The 18209-nt window shown below is 43.3% G+C and carries 15 protein-coding genes; 6 read left to right on the forward strand and 9 right to left on the reverse strand.

The genetic code is table 11. From position 1 onward, the window contains the following. On the reverse strand, positions 1–2420 hold a 2420-nt coding region (locus V7K44_RS30905), incomplete at its 3' end, for a DUF4347 domain-containing protein (RefSeq protein WP_334937556.1). A gap of 401 nt (positions 2421–2821) precedes the next feature. Here V7K44_RS30905 and V7K44_RS30910 point away from each other — a divergent pair. Next, complete coding sequence (locus V7K44_RS30910) at positions 2822–3970, forward strand: alanine--glyoxylate aminotransferase family protein (protein ID WP_334937558.1); 1149 nt, start codon at positions 2822–2824, stop codon at positions 3968–3970. Positions 3971–4754: 784 nt separating this feature from the next. On the opposite strand, the gene V7K44_RS30915 is transcribed toward V7K44_RS30910, so the two are convergent. Next, on the reverse strand, positions 4755–6158 hold the full coding sequence (locus tag V7K44_RS30915) for a hypothetical protein (protein WP_334937560.1): 1404 nt from the start codon (positions 6156–6158) through the stop codon (positions 4755–4757). Positions 6159–6648: 490 nt separating this feature from the next. After that, positions 6649–6945: a hypothetical protein gene (locus tag V7K44_RS30920; protein ID WP_334937562.1), complete on the reverse strand. Its 297-nt coding sequence runs from the start codon at positions 6943–6945 to the stop codon at positions 6649–6651. Between the two features lie 823 nt (positions 6946–7768). On the opposite strand from V7K44_RS30920, the gene V7K44_RS30925 reads away from it, so the two are divergent. Next, on the forward strand, positions 7769–8542 hold the full coding sequence (locus V7K44_RS30925; protein WP_334937564.1) for an MlaE family ABC transporter permease: 774 nt from the start codon (positions 7769–7771) through the stop codon (positions 8540–8542). A 173-nt stretch (positions 8543–8715) separates the two neighbouring features. Continuing rightward, the gene (locus V7K44_RS30930) at positions 8716–8919 is read left to right on the forward strand and encodes a hypothetical protein (protein ID WP_334937566.1); all 204 of its coding nucleotides are present in this window, start codon (positions 8716–8718) and stop codon (positions 8917–8919) included. 50 nt (positions 8920–8969) lie between these two features. On the opposite strand, the gene V7K44_RS30935 is transcribed toward V7K44_RS30930, so the two are convergent. Next, a complete protein-coding gene (locus tag V7K44_RS30935; protein WP_334937568.1) occupies positions 8970–9356 on the reverse strand; it encodes a hypothetical protein in 387 nt (128 codons plus the stop codon). Positions 9357–9416: 60 nt separating this feature from the next. Then, a complete protein-coding gene (locus V7K44_RS30940) occupies positions 9417–9863 on the reverse strand; it encodes a hypothetical protein (RefSeq protein ID WP_334937569.1) in 447 nt (148 codons plus the stop codon). Positions 9864–10248: 385 nt separating this feature from the next. On the opposite strand from V7K44_RS30940, the gene cruF reads away from it, so the two are divergent. Continuing rightward, positions 10249–11157 carry a gamma-carotene 1'-hydroxylase CruF gene (gene cruF, locus V7K44_RS30945; protein ID WP_334937571.1) on the forward strand — a complete coding sequence of 303 codons (909 nt, stop codon included), beginning with the start codon at positions 10249–10251 and terminating at the stop codon, positions 11155–11157. A 132-nt stretch (positions 11158–11289) separates the two neighbouring features. Further along, positions 11290–12489: a 2'-O-glycosyltransferase CruG gene (cruG, locus tag V7K44_RS30950; RefSeq protein ID WP_334937573.1), complete on the forward strand. Its 1200-nt coding sequence runs from the start codon at positions 11290–11292 to the stop codon at positions 12487–12489. A gap of 149 nt (positions 12490–12638) precedes the next feature. On the opposite strand, the gene rnhA is transcribed toward cruG, so the two are convergent. After that, positions 12639–13547, reverse strand: a complete 909-nt coding sequence (gene rnhA, locus V7K44_RS30955) for a ribonuclease HI (RefSeq protein ID WP_334937575.1) — start codon at positions 13545–13547, stop codon at positions 12639–12641. Positions 13548–13882: 335 nt separating this feature from the next. On the opposite strand from rnhA, the gene V7K44_RS30960 reads away from it, so the two are divergent. Then, positions 13883–15208: an RNA-guided endonuclease InsQ/TnpB family protein gene (locus V7K44_RS30960; protein ID WP_334937577.1), complete on the forward strand. Its 1326-nt coding sequence runs from the start codon at positions 13883–13885 to the stop codon at positions 15206–15208. A gap of 112 nt (positions 15209–15320) precedes the next feature. Here V7K44_RS30960 and V7K44_RS30965 read toward each other — a convergent pair whose 3' ends face one another. The 3 genes from V7K44_RS30965 to pgl form a co-directional block, all read right to left on the reverse strand. Further along, positions 15321–16064: a M50 family metallopeptidase gene (locus V7K44_RS30965; RefSeq protein ID WP_334937579.1), complete on the reverse strand. Its 744-nt coding sequence runs from the start codon at positions 16062–16064 to the stop codon at positions 15321–15323. Between the two features lie 292 nt (positions 16065–16356). Next, a complete protein-coding gene (locus V7K44_RS30970) occupies positions 16357–17232 on the reverse strand; it encodes an FHA domain-containing protein (RefSeq protein ID WP_334937581.1) in 876 nt (291 codons plus the stop codon). A gap of 208 nt (positions 17233–17440) precedes the next feature. Next, positions 17441–18163: a 6-phosphogluconolactonase gene (gene pgl, locus V7K44_RS30975; protein ID WP_334937583.1), complete on the reverse strand. Its 723-nt coding sequence runs from the start codon at positions 18161–18163 to the stop codon at positions 17441–17443. Positions 18164–18209 lie beyond the last annotated feature (46 nt).

Consider the following 18209-nt stretch of genomic DNA (forward strand, 5'->3'; position numbering starts at 1 on the left):
GTGGCAGTGTAAGTGAGAATGTCTCCAGCATCGACATCAATGAAGGTGTTTGCAGGGATTGTGAAATTGAAAACTGCGTCTTCTGTTGCTTGTTGAGGAGCGATGGGCGAAGCTAATTGTGGCGCATCATTGGTGTTATTAACAGTGAGTGTGAATACATTACTCGCTTGAGTTTGAGCAATATCCGTGGCGGTAACTTTGATGTTCAGACTACCGACGTTTTCATTTAAGGGAGTACCACTGAAGGTTTTGGTAGTAGCATTGAAACTTAACCAACTCGGTAGAGGGTTGCCGTTTTCAAGAGTGGCAGTGTAAGTGAGAATGTCTCCAGCATCGACATCAATGAAGGTGTTTGCAGGGATTGTGAAATTGAAAACTGCGTCTTCTGTTGCTTGTTGGTTAGCGATCGCCTGAAATAGCTCTGGTGGATCGTTGACGTTCTTAACGGTGAGTACAAAAACATCACTGACTTTAGCAAGATAAGTATCCGTAGCAGTAACTTTAATGTTGAGGCTACCCACATTCTCATTTAAGGGAGTGCCACTGAATGTTTGAGTAGCAGCATTGAAGCTTAACCAACTGGGTAGAGAGTCACCGTTTTCGAGAGTGGCAGTGTAGGTGAGAATGTCTTCAGGATCTTGATCTTGGAAGCTATCTGAGATTGTGAAGTTGAAATTTATATCTTCTGGAGTCTCTTTGTCTGCGATTTCCTTCACTAGTACTGGATTTTGGTTAACCCTGTAGCGTACCACAGCAAAGTTATTGGCGCTTACTCCCGCGACTATTATCGTACCATCGTGTTGGGTGAGAGCATAGGCATTATCAGTAGTATTTGTACCGACATCAGTAGTGATGATGCCAGCAGTACCAAAGCTGGTGTCGAGACTACCATTGCTGTTGTAACGTAAAACAGCAAAGTTATTTTTACTCGAACCCGCCACAATAATTTTGCCATTAGCTTGCACGCTAACGCTGTAGGCTATGTCAGTACCGCCCAAGTTAGTAATGACCTTGCCAGCAGTACCAAAGCTGGTGTCGATACTACCATTGCTGTCGTAACGTACCACAGCAAAGTTATTATTACTCACTCCCACTAACAGAATCTTGCCATCGTCTTGCAGGGCAATGCTGTAGGCTATGTCAGTACTGCCCAAGTTATTAATAACCGTGCCAGCAGTACCAAAGCTGGTGTCGAGACTACCATTGCTGTTATAACGTACCACAGCAAAGTTATTATTACTCACTCCCGCTACCAGAATCTTGCCATCGTCTTGCAGGGCAATGCTTCTAGCAATGTCAGTACTGCCCAAGTTAGTAATGACCTTGCCAGCAGTACCAAAGCTGGTGTCGAGACTACCATTGCTGTTGTAACGTAAAACAGCAAAGTTACTATTACTCACTCCCGCTAACAGAATCTTGCCATCGTCTTGCAGGGCAACGCTGTAGGCTATGTCACTACTGCCCAAGTTATTAATAACCTTGCCAGCAGTACCAAAGCTGGTGTCGAGACTACCATTGCTGTTGTAACGTAAAACAGCAAAGTTACTACTACTCACTCCCGCTACCAGAATCTTGCCATCGTCTTGCAGGGCAATGCTGTAGGCTATGTCAGTACTGCCCAAGTTATTAATAACCGTGCCAGCAGTACCAAAGCTGGTGTCGAGACTACCATTGCTGTTGTAACGTACCACAGCAAAGTTACTATTACTCACTCCCGCTACCAGAATCTTGCCATCGTCTTGCAGGGCAATGCTGTAGGCTATGTCAGTGGTATTAGTACCAATATCAGTAGTGACTTTGCCATCACTATCAAAGCTGTCATCAAGAACTACAGGTAGAATTGAAGCGTAGGCTGTTATTACTTCTTGCCCAAACGCTAAACGAGGAACAATAGGCGCTGTAGAAACCTCCAGTTCCCAATCACCACCTAATGCAGCACTCCCTGTCAAGTCATCAGAGGCCGCTACTACTGCACCTGTCAATTCGCTGAGACAGCGTATAAATAATACACCTGCCTCGGTTTGAGCGACTTTGCAACCATACAGCAGTAGTTGTGCATCTTCACTCAAAGCATTTGCCCAACCCATAAGTTTGGCTGCGTAACGATTGAGCGTTTCGTTGTTAAGTTGAGTTTTGCCCAAATAGATGCACCCAGGTGCGCCGTGGGAAACAATGTGCAGACTATTGACTCCCTGATGAGACTCCAGCACTTGACTAATTTGCTCAATGCCATCTTGGTTGGCATCTAAGACTACAACTGAGGTATCTGGTAATACACCCATCACCAGACTTTGGTAGTCATCAACCTGTGGGTCAATAAAAACTAGACGAGTAGGATACAAGTCTAAAGTTGGTTTAATATTAATGCTGTTAGATATTTTGTGTATAGTAAAGTTTTTATTGCTACTATGCTTTATCATAATTGTCCAAGAGTAAATCCCTGATATTCAGCAAAAATGAAACTTTTTGCAGATCATTTCTTGTAGTTGCTTTCACTTTCAATGTAGGAATAAAATAAATCCTTTCCCTCGGTAAATCCACCAGTTTAATTAATGAAGATTTAGAAATTTTGGGCATAGAAAGTAGCTGAAACTTTTGATAAAAAAACTCAGTACACATCTATATGCCGACATCGCATATTTGCGGGATGATTTAGCAAGTCCAAAATTTTCCCCAGTTTCCCCTGCTTGCCTCAATTCATACCACTGTGCTGCAATGCTCTATTTCCAGATTTCCTGTTCCCTCCCTACACAAGTAAGTTCAGGAATCAAATCGGATTCCTATATGATCCGGTAAGTATCGTCTAAATGAAGAGAGATTTATGACGCAAACAATTTCAATTAACGACTCCGGGCGCTTGCAACTCACGCCGCTAGAAATCCCATCCCGTCTGCTGTTGGGGCCAGGGCCATCTAATGCCCACCCCACAGTTCTCCAAGCGATGAATACTTCACCCGTTGGGCATCTTGACCCAACTTTTCTCGCACTCATGGATGAAATTCAGTCGTTGCTACGCTACGTATGGCAAACAGAAAACTCACTTACCATTGCAGTCAGCGGTACGGGAACAGCTGCAATGGAAGCAACCATCGCCAATGCTGTAGAACCCGGTGATGTAGTTTTAATTGGTGTAGCTGGTTACTTTGGTAATCGCCTTGTGGATATGGCTGGACGTTATGGCGCTGATGTGCGAACCATTACCAAACCTTGGGGACAAGTTTTCAACTTGGATGAACTCCAAACTGCCTTAAAAACTCATCGTCCAACTATCTTAGCTCTAGTTCATGCCGAAACTTCCACAGGCGCACGTCAACCGTTGGAAGGGGTCGCTGATTTATGTCGTGAATTTGGTACTTTGTTACTGGTGGATACGGTGACAAGTTTGGGTGGCGTCCCCTTGTTTTTGGATGCTTGGGGAGTTGACCTAGCTTATAGTTGTAGCCAAAAAGGGTTAGGTTGCCCACCTGGTGCTTCTCCTTTTACAATGAGTGCGCGTGCAGTTGAGAAATTGCAACAGCGGCAAACGAAAGTTGCAAACTGGTATTTAGATATGTTGTTGCTGGGTAAGTATTGGGGCGCTGAACGCACCTATCACCACACAGCACCCATTAATTTATACTATGCATTGCGGGAAGCATTACGTTTGCTTGCAGAAGAGGGATTAGCAAATTCCTGGCAGCGGCATCAAAAGAACGTAGAATATCTCTGGGAAGGTTTAGGGAATTTAGGACTGAGTATGCACGTTGAGCAAGAGTATAGACTGCCAACACTTACTACTGTCCGCATTCCAGAAGGGGTAGATGGAAAAGCGATCGCTCGGCAATTACTCAATGAACATAATATTGAAATTGGCGGTGGTCTTGGCGAACTCGCGGGTCTTGTTTGGCGCGTCGGATTGATGGGCTTTAATAGTCGAAAAGAAAGCGTTGACCAACTTTTAGCAGCACTGCGGCAGGTTTTACCTAAGTAGTTTTGATATATGGTGCGTTAACAGTAACTTAACGCACCTGATAAAAAGAGCATCGCGCTAACTTTACTGCGAGAAAAATCCAACAACCAGTAGAGGCAAGAGTATTAAGACAGATACATTGAACCTCGCATGACTAAAAGTCACGCGATTCCTGCTTCAACGATCTCCGCCTGGAGTAATCCAGGTCTTACAAGTTCTCCACAGGCGTTTTGAAAGTCTCCGACGCACCAGCGGCGACTTTTGAACAAGTACCAAAAAGTATGTTCAACCTCAGTACCTTAAAGATTTTACTTACCAGAGGATACGGCACAATGTACCTATTTCCTGGTATAACCCCTTATCTTTAGTTGTCGTGGTTCGGTAAAGCTTGGTTTTCGCTATGTACATAGCGTATCAGAATATGGAGCGCCTAACTCATGACTGGAAGTCACAAGTGTGCAGCTTGCAGAAATCAAAACGAGGGTTGCCGGCTCAACTTTAATCTGGTTCTTTTGCGGATCGCGCATTTGGAACTCTCTCGAACAATAAATATTAACCAAGCCTAAAGGATGTTTACTTTTTTTTCCAAGCCTAATCAGGTTTAGAAGTGTAAACTTTTTAGCCCATCAGCTTATTTCTTCCAAGGCAATTTAGTCCCCATTTCAGTTAAAGCTGAGAAGATAAGATAAAGAATGAGTAACCCAGCAGCCGCAAAGAAAGCGAGTAAATCGTTATCCATAAATGCCCCATGCTAAAACTTCGCTAATCATAGCGGAATCATCTAATCTTTAGCATTTTTCTGAGTCTACAATCTTTGATCTTCTGGGTGCAAACCGTACCAGCCATACCAGTGACGAACTGCTAGCCAAACCGCTGAAAGCAAACCCGCTAAACTAAGAGTTAGTCCGCTAAACGGCACTAATAATCCAAAAATCGGTAGCACTGCTCCAGCAATAGTAGCCACGATCGCAGCCAGAGAAGCTCTGCGGCTAGCTCCCAATCCCCATGTTAAAATTAGTAAGATGATGGAAATTAAAGTCCAAGCCAACTGAGCATTGATAACGCGAGCTAGATAGGTCAAAGTCAATAGACAAGCAAAGAAAATACTAGCAGCGATCGCAATATTTCTAAAACTCATTGGCAATGACAAATATAACAATAATATCCACCACAAAAATATTGCCGGTGCTAGTAACAAAAGCCGGGGAATTATGCCAGTATGACGAATGGGGTCAGTGTTAGTAAACACTCCAAATGGATTTTTGACTGAAACATTATCGTCAAATTTCCAAGTAAATTGCGTACTGCGTCCATTAACTTTAATCTCATTCGGTACAACACCACTAGCAAAATCAGCCGGAGCAAAATTGGCAATTGCTGTGAGGCGAAAATTAGAAAGCAACTGTCCTGCGGCGCTGTAAACCCAACGAGGCCCGCCTTGAGCCTGATAGGTGACTCGAAAGGTGGTTTCTTCTCCTGGTTGTAGCTGGAAGGGAAAGCCATAGTCTCCCGGATTGGTTTGTTGTAGCCTAGTACCGTTACGCTCTACTTTGTAGCCAGCAAGCAGTGTGTAGCCGTTAGGTGGCGATGCTTCAAAAAAGAAATTATTAATATCTTTGAGTTGGTTAACTACTTTATAATCAGCAGTGTATTCCACGCGATAAATTGAACTGCGACCTGGAACATCTACGCTTTGGTCTAGCTTGACTTGAATTTGCGAACCCCCCAGCGTTAAGAAGCGGTTAATCTCTCGTGTCTCATTTACCTTGACAATTTTGCCATTGACTTGAGTGTTATAGGAGTATGGCTCTTGAATAGTGTAGCGGACTTGCGGGGCAGATTGTTCGAGCTTTTCACCTGCGACACTTTCAGCTACTTGAGCCACCTTTGTTTGTTCCCAGTGGTGATAACGATTACTTAAAGTTGAACAGAGAAAAAATCCCGGTACTAACAAAACTAATACTAGAGTTAAATGCTGTAATCCCTGTAAAAGTTGGGAATAACGAATCGCCCATTCGCCGATGAATATTACTTGTTGCGGCTGGCTGCGACGGAGAGAAAAACTGATGAGTGCGATCGCAATTCCTAAAGCTACAATCAAAAATACTAATAACAGTGAAGCTTTGAGCGCCTGGGTTCCAAATTGAACAAGCTCAATCGGATGCGTCAAATCGGGTAATCCGGGAATACCTTGAGCAGAAGATGACATTGGTTGATTTTTGCAGAATTTGGAGAACCAGACCAATAAAATCTCTTAAAAGTTTCTGGACAATAGTTTTATTTGATACCTAGACAGTTCAAATAAGTGCTGCGTTGGTGTAGCCATCCCTCTGTCCTTGACTTTCTCGACTGTAACTTGTTATAAACACCAAAAACCCGGTTTTTCATGACCGGGTTTTTGAGGGAAAACAATGGGGATATATTCCCCGAAGGTTAGTTATAGAGGTTCAGTATAATATCGATGCTCTGATATTTACTACCACGCCATTGTTACCCATTCCGGAAAATTAGCTAAGAATTTTTGACTAGTCTTCTTTGATCTGCCAATATACAGCAACCTACTGGTAACATCAGCGTGTAGGATTGATAAATATTAATTTTCCGGCTTTTGCTGATGAACAATGCATTTGGTAGCTGGCAAGAATGGCTAACAGTATTCACCTATCTAGGTTTTACCGTCTTCATTATCTGGCGCGTATTTACCGCCGAGAAGAATTAAAAAAGCTGCATATCATCTCACCAGGGCCTTTTTGCTCAAAGGGCAAAACAGTCCCAGCTTGTTGAATTTGGACTCGTTCGCGACAATTGTAAACTTCTGTAGGTCTTTTTATGCCATCTACGCTAACAATTGCCTTGTATTCCCAATAATTTTTGGCACTTCGGCTGATACTGAGAATGCAAATCTGGTGGCGTAGACCATCGTAGGCAGCGTAATTGCGGCATACAGATGCAAAAGCCGGATATACCACGTAGAAAGGTAGTATTAATAGCAACATAAATATTATGTATTTAATCCTGCTCATAAAAAATTGTTTAACATTATTTGGAAATATTATTAAATTTTCAGCCCTTTAAGTTGATTCAATTACTTTTCCTAGTTTGACGGACGAGAGATTGCAACTCCACAGAACACAAAGCATGAGAGCAGCAAAAAAGCTCACAATGCTTTATGTGCTATTTTCCGCTAAAGTTTACTAAGCTCAATTGAACCATGCCCAAACACCTCCTCTACTTTGAGGGTAAACATCTAGTACAACACGGCTTACATAAACCACCCCTGACGCTCGATGACTCGCTAAGGGAACTCCAAGAAATAAATTATCCAATATTGTGGGGTGGGCATCCTGCCCGCCCATTCCATAGGGCGGGCGAGACGCCCACCCCACACAGAGTTAATTGGATATTTTTTTATTTGGAAGTCCCTAACGCTGCGCTAACGGGTGACACTCGCAGGCTCCCTAACGCTGCACTAATGGCAGTTCCTCATGGGTGAAACCCCCTTGGCGCTAGCCTCTCCCTTTGGGAGAAGACCGGACTGCCTCACCATTCCAAATCAATGAAACGCTTACACTGTATTCATTTTGAATTTTAAATTTTGAATTTTGAATTCCGCCTTGCGGTACTAGTGCGTCTGTTCATGTACCATACCCTAATACCAATTCGTAATATCCTGCGGCAAGCTGCACTTAGTGCGTCTATTTAATTGAGAAAGTCAGATTACATCTGACTGGGTTCCCACCATTTGTATCTGTAGTCTTGTTTTAGAAAATTGATATAACAACAAATGTGCAAAAAAAGTCAGTCGTAAGGACGATAAAATTGCAACCAAAAACAAATTTTGAGCAATCTGGGATTACACGCTGTTTTGCAGCAATACTGCTCTTTGGTCAAGTGTGGCTACATTTACTCCAAGGGAAAACCTACTATCGTAAGATTTTGCAACATCTTGTTACCGCTGGGCCAGGCTCTATCTCTCCAGTTCTCCTTGTCAGCGGTTTTGCAGGAATGATTTTTACTATTCAAACGGCGAGAGAATTAGTGCGATTTGGCGCTGTTGATGCAGTGGGAGGTGCTTTTGCCTTAGCTTTTTGTAGAGAATTAGCTCCAATTTTGACCGCTAGTATTATGGCGGGACAAGTAGGTTCTGCTTTTGCAGCGGAAATAGGTGCAATGAGAGTTACCGAGCAAATAGATGCACTTTATATGCTCAAAACCGATCCCATTGATTATCTAGTACTTCCTAGAGTAATTGCTTGTTGTTTGATGGTGCCTTTGATGACGATTTTGGCTTTAGTTACAGGCATCATTGGCGGAGTTTTTGCCGCATCAAAGTTCTACCAAATTATTCCTGAAACATTTTTAGAATCAGTCAGAAATTTTTTAGAACCGTCAGATTTGTTTATTATTTTGCTAAAAGGGTTTATTTTTGGAGTGCTGGTTGCTGTCATTGGCTGTAGTTGGGGTTTAACTACTAGAGGGGGAGCAAAGGAAGTAGGAGAATCGGCAACAAAAGCAGTTGTTACTAGTTGGGTATCAATTTTTATTATGGATTTTTTCCTATCTCTACTGCTGTTTGAACAGCCTGCATTTTGAAACCAAGTAAGTATTGAACAAAATTTCCGACTTTTTTAAGAAGTTGAGAATCTGAGCGAAAAAGAAAGTTATGGGTAAGCAATACTGGTTATGAAGTGTTGACACAAGCATCGCTAGCTTTTTTTGATATATTATATATTTTGATATATCAATACCTTTGCCAAAATAAGAGCATGAAGAATGCCCTCAAAGAAATTGAGAAAAACCACCCAGACGATAATTTGATTAAAGCTTTGCTGTACTTGAGCAAAGCAAAGCCCGATTCCCCAGCACTTTTTACAATTCTGGCAGAAGCTGGGACAGCCGCAGCATTGTATGTCAGGAGTGTGGAGCATCAGAAAATCATCGATGTGATTGCCAACTCAGCCAACGTGTGAATTTCTCAACACACTGATTGTGACATTTCCCTGAAAGTGCTGTTAAATATTCAAAGCGTTCGCCAAACCGTAAATACCGCTGACTTTTGAGTAGGCTCAGTTTCAAAAGGGATTTCTTTTTTTATTCTTGCAACTACCGTATCAACATCGTTTGGTTCCGGTATTTTAAATGGATGAGTTACATCTTTTTGCTTTATATATCCAGGCTTTTCCCTACTAGATGTATCCAAATATTTTTCAATTATGATTTTATAAATTTTTTGGGCTTCTTCATCAACTTCAAAGCTAATCACATAATGATCAGTTCTTGCCCATAGGTCATTCTCATGCCGTTCCCAATATATGCGAATTAATTCAGGATCGTAATTAAGTGGATAAAAAGCCATACACCACTTTGTCTGTTTTTTTAATGCTTCTCTTACTTCGTCGATTAACATAATGAATAATCCTTTGAGATGAAACTTTCTAGATTTTGACTAAGAAATTTATATATATTATCACCTTAGCGGAATTTGAGAATATATAAATTTGTAGATTAGCGCACCCAAAGCTAAACCTCCCAATGAAAAGATAGAGGCAGTCGAAAAAGCTAACCCTTCCCTAAGACCTGCTCTTTGAAAGTCTATCCTGACTAATATAGTCGCTGAAATGATGAGTAAAGTATCAAGAAATACCCGAAACCAAGCAATCATAATAAAGAATAAGAAAGCTGCTAAGACGGCAACACCGAAAGCCCTAGTATTTGATTGCAGAAAAAGACTGTAATAATATGTCATCTTCGGCCAAGGAGCGGTCAACGTGATGATTAAAAGCAATATAGCAATTACAGTTGCCACCCACACAAATATAGGAGCACGTGTTTCTGATATTACCCAGCCCAAAGTACTGTAACTCAGCAGTACTAGTGCCAGGGACACCCAAGGAACTCTTTTCAAAATTGACATGGGTTTATATTTCTAGTACAGGATTAAGGTTTTATCACATAAATAAGTGTAGTAACTCAAGACTTTATTTTGCTTGAGGACTTGCTCAGTTTATGATGATTGTCCTTCCTTAAGGATATCCCAGTATTAAAGGAGTTTTTTCCGATACGGGTATCAGTCAGACAAGAAACCAGAAGTTCTTACAGATAAAATTATGTAGATTTTGAATATATGGCTTAAACTAGTAAGTTTAGCATCATATTTTTATAGCTTCAATCAATAGACTTTTATGCTGTTCACAAGAAAGCTAAACAAGTTTGTCGAAAATTGCGGTACAAAGTAGTTAAAGATTTGTAAACTGTTAGCAGCCGAGTAGCCGCGTGTCACATCTTGTTAAGGAATTATCATGAGACAACTTATTATTGCTGAACGCGTATGCCTCATTGGTCATATCGCGTCAAAAGCCTTTGGACTAGTAGGGATGCTACTGGTAGTACCTAATGCTGAAATAATTTTCAACTTATCACAGGTAGGAGAAACTGCCGTACAGTTAAGTATGGCTGGCGGCGGTGTAGTTGATATCATCTTAGGGACAGTAGCTGTCTCTATTTATGCCTACCGGACGTTGGGATTAGGAACTTGGCTAGCATTTATGCTACCGGCTATGTTTATCTCTTTGGGAAGTGAACTACTGGGAACTAGTACAGGGTTTCCATTTGGTGATTATAGCTACTTGAGTGGCTTGGGTTATAAGATTGGAGGGCTAGTTCCTTTCACAATTCCTTTATCTTGGTTTTATGTTGGGCTGTCGTCTTACTTAATTGCGAGAACTGGTTTGAAAGTGGCTCAAAAACCCAGTTGGGGTCGCCATATTGCTGCGATAGCCGTTGGTGCTTTGCTCTTCACTTGCTGGGACTTTGCCCTAGAACCGGCTATGAGTCAAACTTCTCTGCCCTTCTGGTATTGGGAACAACCAGGAGCTTTCTTTGGAACACCTTACCAGAACTATGTAGGTTGGTTTGGTACTAGCGCCCTGTTTATGAGTGTGGCAGGATTATTGTGGAGAAATACCTCGATTAAATTAGAGCGATCGCAACTCAATCTGCCATTAGTCGTTTATTTAACTAACTTTGCATTCGCCGCCGGACTAAGCTTGGCAGCTGGATTTTCTATCCCAGTGTTACTCGGCTTATTGCTAGGTGTGATTCCGGCTGTGGTGCTGTGGTCAAGGAGTTCAACCACACTGACTCAAGTTACTGTTGAACCAGTAACCAAAGAAGTATCAGTAGCAAAGGTTGAAGTTGCCTTGAAATAAGTCTATTTGGGAGCAGAAAAGACAAGGGGACAAGGGGGAATTATTGAACAAGTCTCTTCCTTGTCTCTTCTCCATGTCCAATGCCCTATGCCCATTTATTTTGTATAGTCGCAATTTTAATTGTTAAGTATTTTGACAACATTAGACAACGCTTTGATAGTAGAAAGCGCTATTTCTCTTTTATTGCTACTTATCCAAGTACCAGCAACGGCGATTCTGTTTTCGCGCTTGTTGAAGGGGCCAAGACGCCATCCTCCAATAGAACCCCAACAGCCGACACCTGAGCTTTTGGGTAAGGTTAGCGTAGTTGTTCCTACACTGAACGAGGCGCTTCGCATTAGCCCTCTGTTGGCTGGTTTAAGTCAGCAAAGCTATGAAGTTCGGGAAATTATGGTTGTAGATAGTAAATCGAGTGATGGCACCCCCGACTTAGTAAAAGCCTCACAGCAGAAAGATCCGCGCTTTCGCCTGATGACAGATGATCCCTTACCCTCTGGTTGGGTGGGGCGGCCTTGGGCGTTGCATAACGGTTTTCTATATAGCTCAGAGGCTAGTCAGTGGTTCCTGGGGCTGGATGCTGATATCCAACCGCATCCTGGTTTAGTTGCCGGTTTGGTGAAGACAGCCGAAGCACAAGGCTACGATTTGGTTTCTCTTTCACCCCAATTCATCCTCAAATATCCTGGGGAGTGTTGGCTACAACCTGCTTTGTTGATGACTTTGCTTTACCGATTTGACCCAGCGGGGATCAATACAGAGCAACCAGAACGGGTAATGGCAAATGGGCAGTGTTTTTTGTGTCGTCGCTCCGTTTTAGCTGCTGTGGGTGGTTATAGCAGTGCGAGTAATTCTTTTTGTGATGATGTCACCTTGGCACGCAATATTGCTATCCAAGGTTATAAGGTGGGCTTTTTAGATGGCGCAAAAGTGTTGAAGGTACGGATGTATGAAGGGGCGATGGAGACGTGGAAAGAATGGGGGCGGAGTCTCGATCTCAAAGATGCAACTTCTCGCTCTCAGTTGTGGGGAGATTTATGGCTACTCACATCTGTTCAAGGTCTACCCTTTTTAATTGTCCTGACTTTTTTGTTGATTTCTCCCCCACTCTCATATTCGCCCACTCCCCCACTTCTGCTGCTGGGACTGAATTTATTCCTGTTGGTGATTCGCTTTGCGATGCTAATAGCGATCGCACCTTCTTACGATCGCACAAACGCTAAAGGCAGCTGGTTATTCTGGCTTTCCCCTTTGGCCGATCCCTTAGCCGTGCTGCGAATCTTTTTATCTGCATTCCACACGCCGCGCGAGTGGCGAGGACGCAAGTATATATAGTGGGGCATTGGTAATTGGGCACTTGTACTGAGTTTCGACTACGCTCAACTACCGCGTAGTCTTGGCGTAGCCTCTCCAATAGTTGTATTGGGCATTGGGTTCTTCTCCCCCTGCTCCCTGCTCCCCGCCCCCTGCCCCCTGCTCACTCTCTACTCCTCTTCACCTCCTACTTGATCCCCGCGTTCCAATTCCCAAAGAATTTGATTTCCTTCACGGCGTACCCGTGACACTATCCAGTTTCGCCAGCGCCATTGATCTCCACGACTGGTGACAGCGCTGGCGTGGACATCCATCAAGTCTGCTAACTCAGAACTGGTGATTAAGTAGCCTTTTTCAGAAATTTCGTCAGCTATACGCAAAGTTTCGACCAAGCTGCGGAGTTGCGAAACCCTCATTTCTGATGGTTTTTCATCGGTTGCGGCCGCAGTTGGCCCTGTTGATGGTTCCATAACGGTTATTTCTGGTGCAGAAGTACTGATTTCTTGCGGACTTTGGTTAGTTATTCTAGAGTTTTTTTCATAATCAGCTACTTTTGCTACATTTAGTTCATTTTTGGAAGGTAAAGATTTATAAAAATCTGTGGAAGATAATTGTTGTAGGGAAGGGGTTTTGCCACTAGCATAAGTGCGAGCGATCGCATCACAACGTTCGTTACCTATGTTACCAGAATGTCCCCGGACGTGTTGCCATTTTACTTGTTGGGTATTGAGTTCATCTAAGATTTCTAAAAGGTCTTGGTTTTGGACGGGTTTACCATCTGACTTTTTCCAGCCTTTATTTTTCCAGCCTTTCACCCATTTGGTAACGCAGTTAATCAGGTATTCGCTATCGGTATGAAGGGTGATTGGTTGGGTTTGTTGAGATGTTTGCAGAAATTGAAGGGCGGCGATCGCAGCTTGCATCTCCATTTTATTATTAGTGGTATGAGGGGATGCATCGCCCATTTCGTGGATTGAGCCGTCGCTGAAGTAGACGACAACACCCCAACCGCCAGGGCCAGGATTACCGGTGCAAGCGCCATCGGTGTATATGCTTTGAATTATGGGTTGGGTGGACATGGTTAGGGTATCGAACCGCGAAGGCAAGAGTTATTAGCGGCGAATTTTTTAACAATATCCAGGCTATTATACTGATAAAAACTCTTAATTCTGACTCCTGACTTCGGAATTCTTCTTTAACTATTACGCCGTAAGTAAGTCCCCCACTGAATTCTGTAACCGGAATCAGTGGCGGGATATAAGGCGGTTGATAAGGATTGCATCTAATATTAATTTTTTGCACAGCAAAGACAAATATTTAGATGTATGACGAATCAACAATTATTTTACATCAGGGTGGATTATCAGAAAATATATATCATGGTAAGATAGAGAGGACAAGGAGGTGATGTTAAGTGTTGCACAAGGTTGTACAAGTCCGTTTATATCCGTCACAAGAACAGCAAGTTCAATTAGCTCAAGCTTTTGGCTGCGCTCGTTGGTGGTGGAACTATGCCCTAAATAAGTCAATTGAGACTTATAAAGAAACAGGGAAAGGGCTTACTCGTGCAGCACTCAACGCATTTCTCCCGACGCTCAAAAAAGCAGAAGATACTATTTGGTTGGCTGATTGTTATAGCCAAGTTTTACAAGCTACAACACTTAATCTAACCACTGCATACAAAAACTTCTTTGAGAAACGTGCTGGATTCCCTAAGTTCAAATCTAGGCACGGAAAACAGTCTATTCAGTATCCTCAAAACGTCAAAATTGTCGATGGCGATATCAAACTCCCAGGTAATATTAGGATAGTCAAAGCCAAAATACATAGGCTAATTGAGGGGAAAATCAAGACTGTAACTGTATGTAAAACTCCATCAGGTAAATATCTTGCATCTATCCTGACTGAGATAGAGGAGCAGCGCGGTCAACTCTTGGAGACGCTAGGCGATAGCGAAGCGTTAGCGAGTCATCGAGCGTCTGGGCTTTGCCCAAGTGGAGCGACTGCGGGCGAAAATCCAGTCACTACAGAAGGTAAGATTTATGGCATTGACTTAGGACTAAAACACTTTGCTGTCGTCACTGACGGTGAAAAGGTTTCCAAATATGACAATCCTAAGCATCTTGCTAAACATGAAAAAAATCTCAAGCGTAAACAACAAAAATTAGCACGTAAACAAAAAGGAAGTAATTCAAAAAATAGGTATAGAAAAGTTGTCGCCAAAGTGTACGAGCGAGTTAGTAATTTGCGGCAAGATTTCCTACATAAACTTAGCTATAAGTTGGTCAGCGATAGCCAAGCTGTCATAGTAGAGAATCTTCATGTCAAAGGCATGGTACGCAATCACAAATTGGCGAAATCAATATCTGATGCTGGGTGGGGAACATTCACTAATTTTTTAGCCTATAAGCTAGAACGCAAGGGTGGAAAGTTGGTTGAGATTGATAGGTGGTTCCCCAGTTCTAAACTCTGCTCTAGTTGTTTCTATCAAATAGGTGAAATGCTGTTGGATGTCCGCGAATGGATTTGTCCTCATTGCAATACTCATCATGATCGTGACGCGAACGCCGCGCAGAACATTAGAGCAGAGGGTATCAGAATGATAAAGGCGGAAGGTTCAGCCGTCTCTGCTGTAGGAGGGGAAGTAAGTCCTAAACTTGGGCGAAAGTCTAAGTTTGGGCATTCCCCCGTGATTACAGAAGCCCAAACTGTACTTGGTACTCCAAGTCAGTGTGGGTAGTTCACTCCTCATCATCAGGCAAATTTTCCATTTCTTCAGTAATTAGCGTCTGAAAATCTTCGTCACAATGATTATAAAGATTCAATCGCCTTTTGATGGTGCTTCTTCCTCATTACTCCGAACGATAAGCAACGCGGAGACTTTGGATTAAAATCACCAGAGATGCGATCGCCATTAACCCGCCCCAAAACCAGTAAGGTAAAAGCAAATATCGCTGCATTTGCGCTGTATCAGATGCACCAAGGGGGCCAGCAGAACTACTAAAGAGATAATCTAGTTGATGGTAGGTACTTACACAAGCTTGTACACCCAAAAATTGAATGACAAACCCTTGCGCCCAGCGAGGTGCTTTCAAGGAAATACCTAAGATTATTAAACCTAGTAAGGGAATTGCTACCAATCCAAACCAAGAACGCACCCAAATTAATGTCGAAAATAGCAAAAAACTTCCTAAAATTTTTAAACAGAGGGTTGCTGCTGTAAAACTGCGCGAAGCCAGAATCAAAGCTGCACCGGCAAGAGGTGGCCCCATTGGCCCGGCTGCGGCGATTATTGCTGGGCCAATTGGCCCCAATGACGACCGGAGTCCATAAGTTGCGATACCAGAACCATTGCTAAAAATCTGCAACTTCTGAAACTGTCCCCCTAATAGCAGTGCCATTAAGCCGTGACCCATTTCATGAAACCAAGTTGCCAGAATTGTAAATGGGTATAAGATATAATCCCCTCCTGGTACTTGCCACAATAAAGCAGTTGCGATCGCTGCTGCAACTAGCCAGGTAAGCCCCATACGTTCAACAACTGGCGGGGCTTCTTTAGCGAGCAAGGTTTCAAAATTTTTACTTGGTTCCCTCATAGGTCACTCAATTTTGGATTTTAGATTTTAGATTTTAGATTTTCTGAAAAATTCAAAATCTAAAATTGGCAGTGTATTTCCATCCATCCTAGTGTAATTATTCAGGTAATGGAGTTGCTAGACAATGCAACAATTCGCACATCAAAGCGACGGCTGTCAACTATGGCGCTATCAAGAACGACATAGTTATCCGTCGCTTGTCTGATGCAGTTCATTTGTTTCTCCTCCAAAATGGATGCCGGAGGATGGGCAGAAAAAACTTAGACTGATGTCATAATTTAGCAATAATCAGTTAAGCAAGTTGAAAGAGGAATGTCATCAAGTCTCCTTTACCCAAGCTGATGCGATCGCCTGGTCGCAAGCGATGACGGTTCCCTGGTAAAAGTGGCAAATTATTAATGTAAGTGCCATTAGAACTTCCCACATCCTCTACATAATGGGCATCTCCCTCGACGCGAATATCTGCATGAATCCGCGAGACAATTTCGGAATTAGGAAATCCTGAAACATCTATATCTGGAGGAATCCGGTCATTAGGCTTGCCGATATGAATCACAGAGAAATTTTGCGGCAATTCAATTAGCAGATCGCTTTGAACGTGGATTAACCGCGCTGTAACCTGCTGCAATTGCGTTCTGGCAACAGTTGCAGTTGGTACTGCTGGCGGGGGTACTTCGGCTTCAGAGGCTGGTACTGGTTCCACAGGTGGTGGAGTCGGAATACTACTTTGTCCAGAGACTATGGGTTGAGCTACAACGGTTGACACAGGTTCTGGAGGGCTGCTTTCTGCAACAGGCATCTGTGGCGTCGGTTCTGGGGGAACTGCCATCTCTGTTGGTGGTAAAGATGATTCGGGAGGATGGGAGTTAGTAGAACCGCTCATTCCCAAAGCATCTGGTTGTAAAAGTTCTAACAATGGATCGGGTGGAACTAACGCTGGCACTTCCACAGGAATATCGGGAGTGACTGTTGTAGCTACTGCGGGATGAACGTGTGGAACTCCTGCAGAATGAAGGTTGTAGCCACACTGACCGCAGAATGCAGCATCTGCCTGCACAGTTGCCCCACAACTGGGACAATTAGTAGTCGCAGGTAACGGTGTATAACAAGCTTCACATTGGACAGCGCCGTCAGGGTTGGGATGATTGCAATTAGGGCAGACGATCATCGATATTTAGCCTTTGTTCAAGATCATCATAAATAGTAGGTAGGACTGGCAAGCAGAGGGCGGCCCTAGCTTTAGATTCTAGCAATTACTGCCGATTTGATACGGGGAAAGGGAGCAGGGGAGGCAGGGGGACAAGAAGAATAACCATGCTCAATGCCCCATGCCCAATACTTCGACTTCGCTCAGTACAAGTGCCCAATTCCCAAGTTTAATGTTGAAGTTCCAAACCTGCTGCCGCATCGAGCAGCCACCAAAGTTCTCCTTGGGGCCGAATTAAGCGGGATGGGTAAGTGAAGTCATCGGCTACAGGTGCAAAGACTTGTGCTAAAGCTGGTCGTTTATTAGCACCAGCAACCAGAAAAATCACGTTACGAGCAGAGTTGATGAAGGGGTATGTGAAACTTATCCTGGGGTTTCCGTTTTTGTTACCCACAGTCAGCAGGCGATCGCGTACTTTAAGAGCCTCTGTGTGGGGAAACAAAGATGCGGTATGTGCATCATCACCCATTCCTAGTAATACTACATCCAAGGGGGGAAACTCGACCCCAGAAGAATTGAAAAATTCTTTGAGATGTTGTTCATACTTGGCAGCAGCCAGTTCTGGATTGGCTTCTAAAGTTGGTACGGCGTGAATGTTAGCCGCTGGGATATCAACGCGATCTAGCCATGCACGACGCGTCATCAGTTCATTGCTATCGGGGTGATCTGGTGGTACGTAACGCTCATCTCCCCAGAATATATGAATTTTATCCCAAGGCAATTTTTGAGTAGCGATCGCTTCATATAACGGTTTAGGTGTACTGCCACCAGATAAGGCGATAGTAAACCGCCCGCGCTGCTCGATGGCAGTTTCTAGCTTAGACAGAATTAATTCTAGCGCTCGTGCAACCAGCGCCGGCTGATCCGGTAGAACTTCAACGGTTTTGTTCATGGCTTCATCATCATATTGCTGGCTTCTGGCAATACAATACCGAACT

The sequence above is a fragment of the Nostoc sp. genome (genome assembly GCF_036917235.1).
Classification (GTDB): Bacteria; Cyanobacteriota; Cyanobacteriia; order Cyanobacteriales; family Nostocaceae; genus Nostoc.

Coding starts and splice junctions, on each gene's coding strand:
- V7K44_RS30910 (WP_334937558.1), top strand. CDS start 2,822: ATGACGCAAACAATTTCAATTAACGACTCCGGGCGCTTGCAACTCACG.
- V7K44_RS30915 (WP_334937560.1), bottom strand. CDS start 6,158: ATGTCATCTTCTGCTCAAGGTATTCCCGGATTACCCGATTTGACGCAT.
- V7K44_RS30920 (WP_334937562.1), bottom strand. CDS start 6,945: ATGTTGCTATTAATACTACCTTTCTACGTGGTATATCCGGCTTTTGCA.
- V7K44_RS30930 (WP_334937566.1), top strand. CDS start 8,716: ATGAAGAATGCCCTCAAAGAAATTGAGAAAAACCACCCAGACGATAAT.
- V7K44_RS30935 (WP_334937568.1), bottom strand. CDS start 9,356: ATGTTAATCGACGAAGTAAGAGAAGCATTAAAAAAACAGACAAAGTGG.
- V7K44_RS30940 (WP_334937569.1), bottom strand. CDS start 9,863: ATGTCAATTTTGAAAAGAGTTCCTTGGGTGTCCCTGGCACTAGTACTG.
- cruF (WP_334937571.1), top strand. CDS start 10,249: ATGAGACAACTTATTATTGCTGAACGCGTATGCCTCATTGGTCATATC.
- rnhA (WP_334937575.1), bottom strand. CDS start 13,547: ATGTCCACCCAACCCATAATTCAAAGCATATACACCGATGGCGCTTGC.
- V7K44_RS30965 (WP_334937579.1), bottom strand. CDS start 16,064: ATGAGGGAACCAAGTAAAAATTTTGAAACCTTGCTCGCTAAAGAAGCC.
- V7K44_RS30970 (WP_334937581.1), bottom strand. CDS start 17,232: ATGATCGTCTGCCCTAATTGCAATCATCCCAACCCTGACGGCGCTGTC.
- pgl (WP_334937583.1), bottom strand. CDS start 18,163: ATGAACAAAACCGTTGAAGTTCTACCGGATCAGCCGGCGCTGGTTGCA.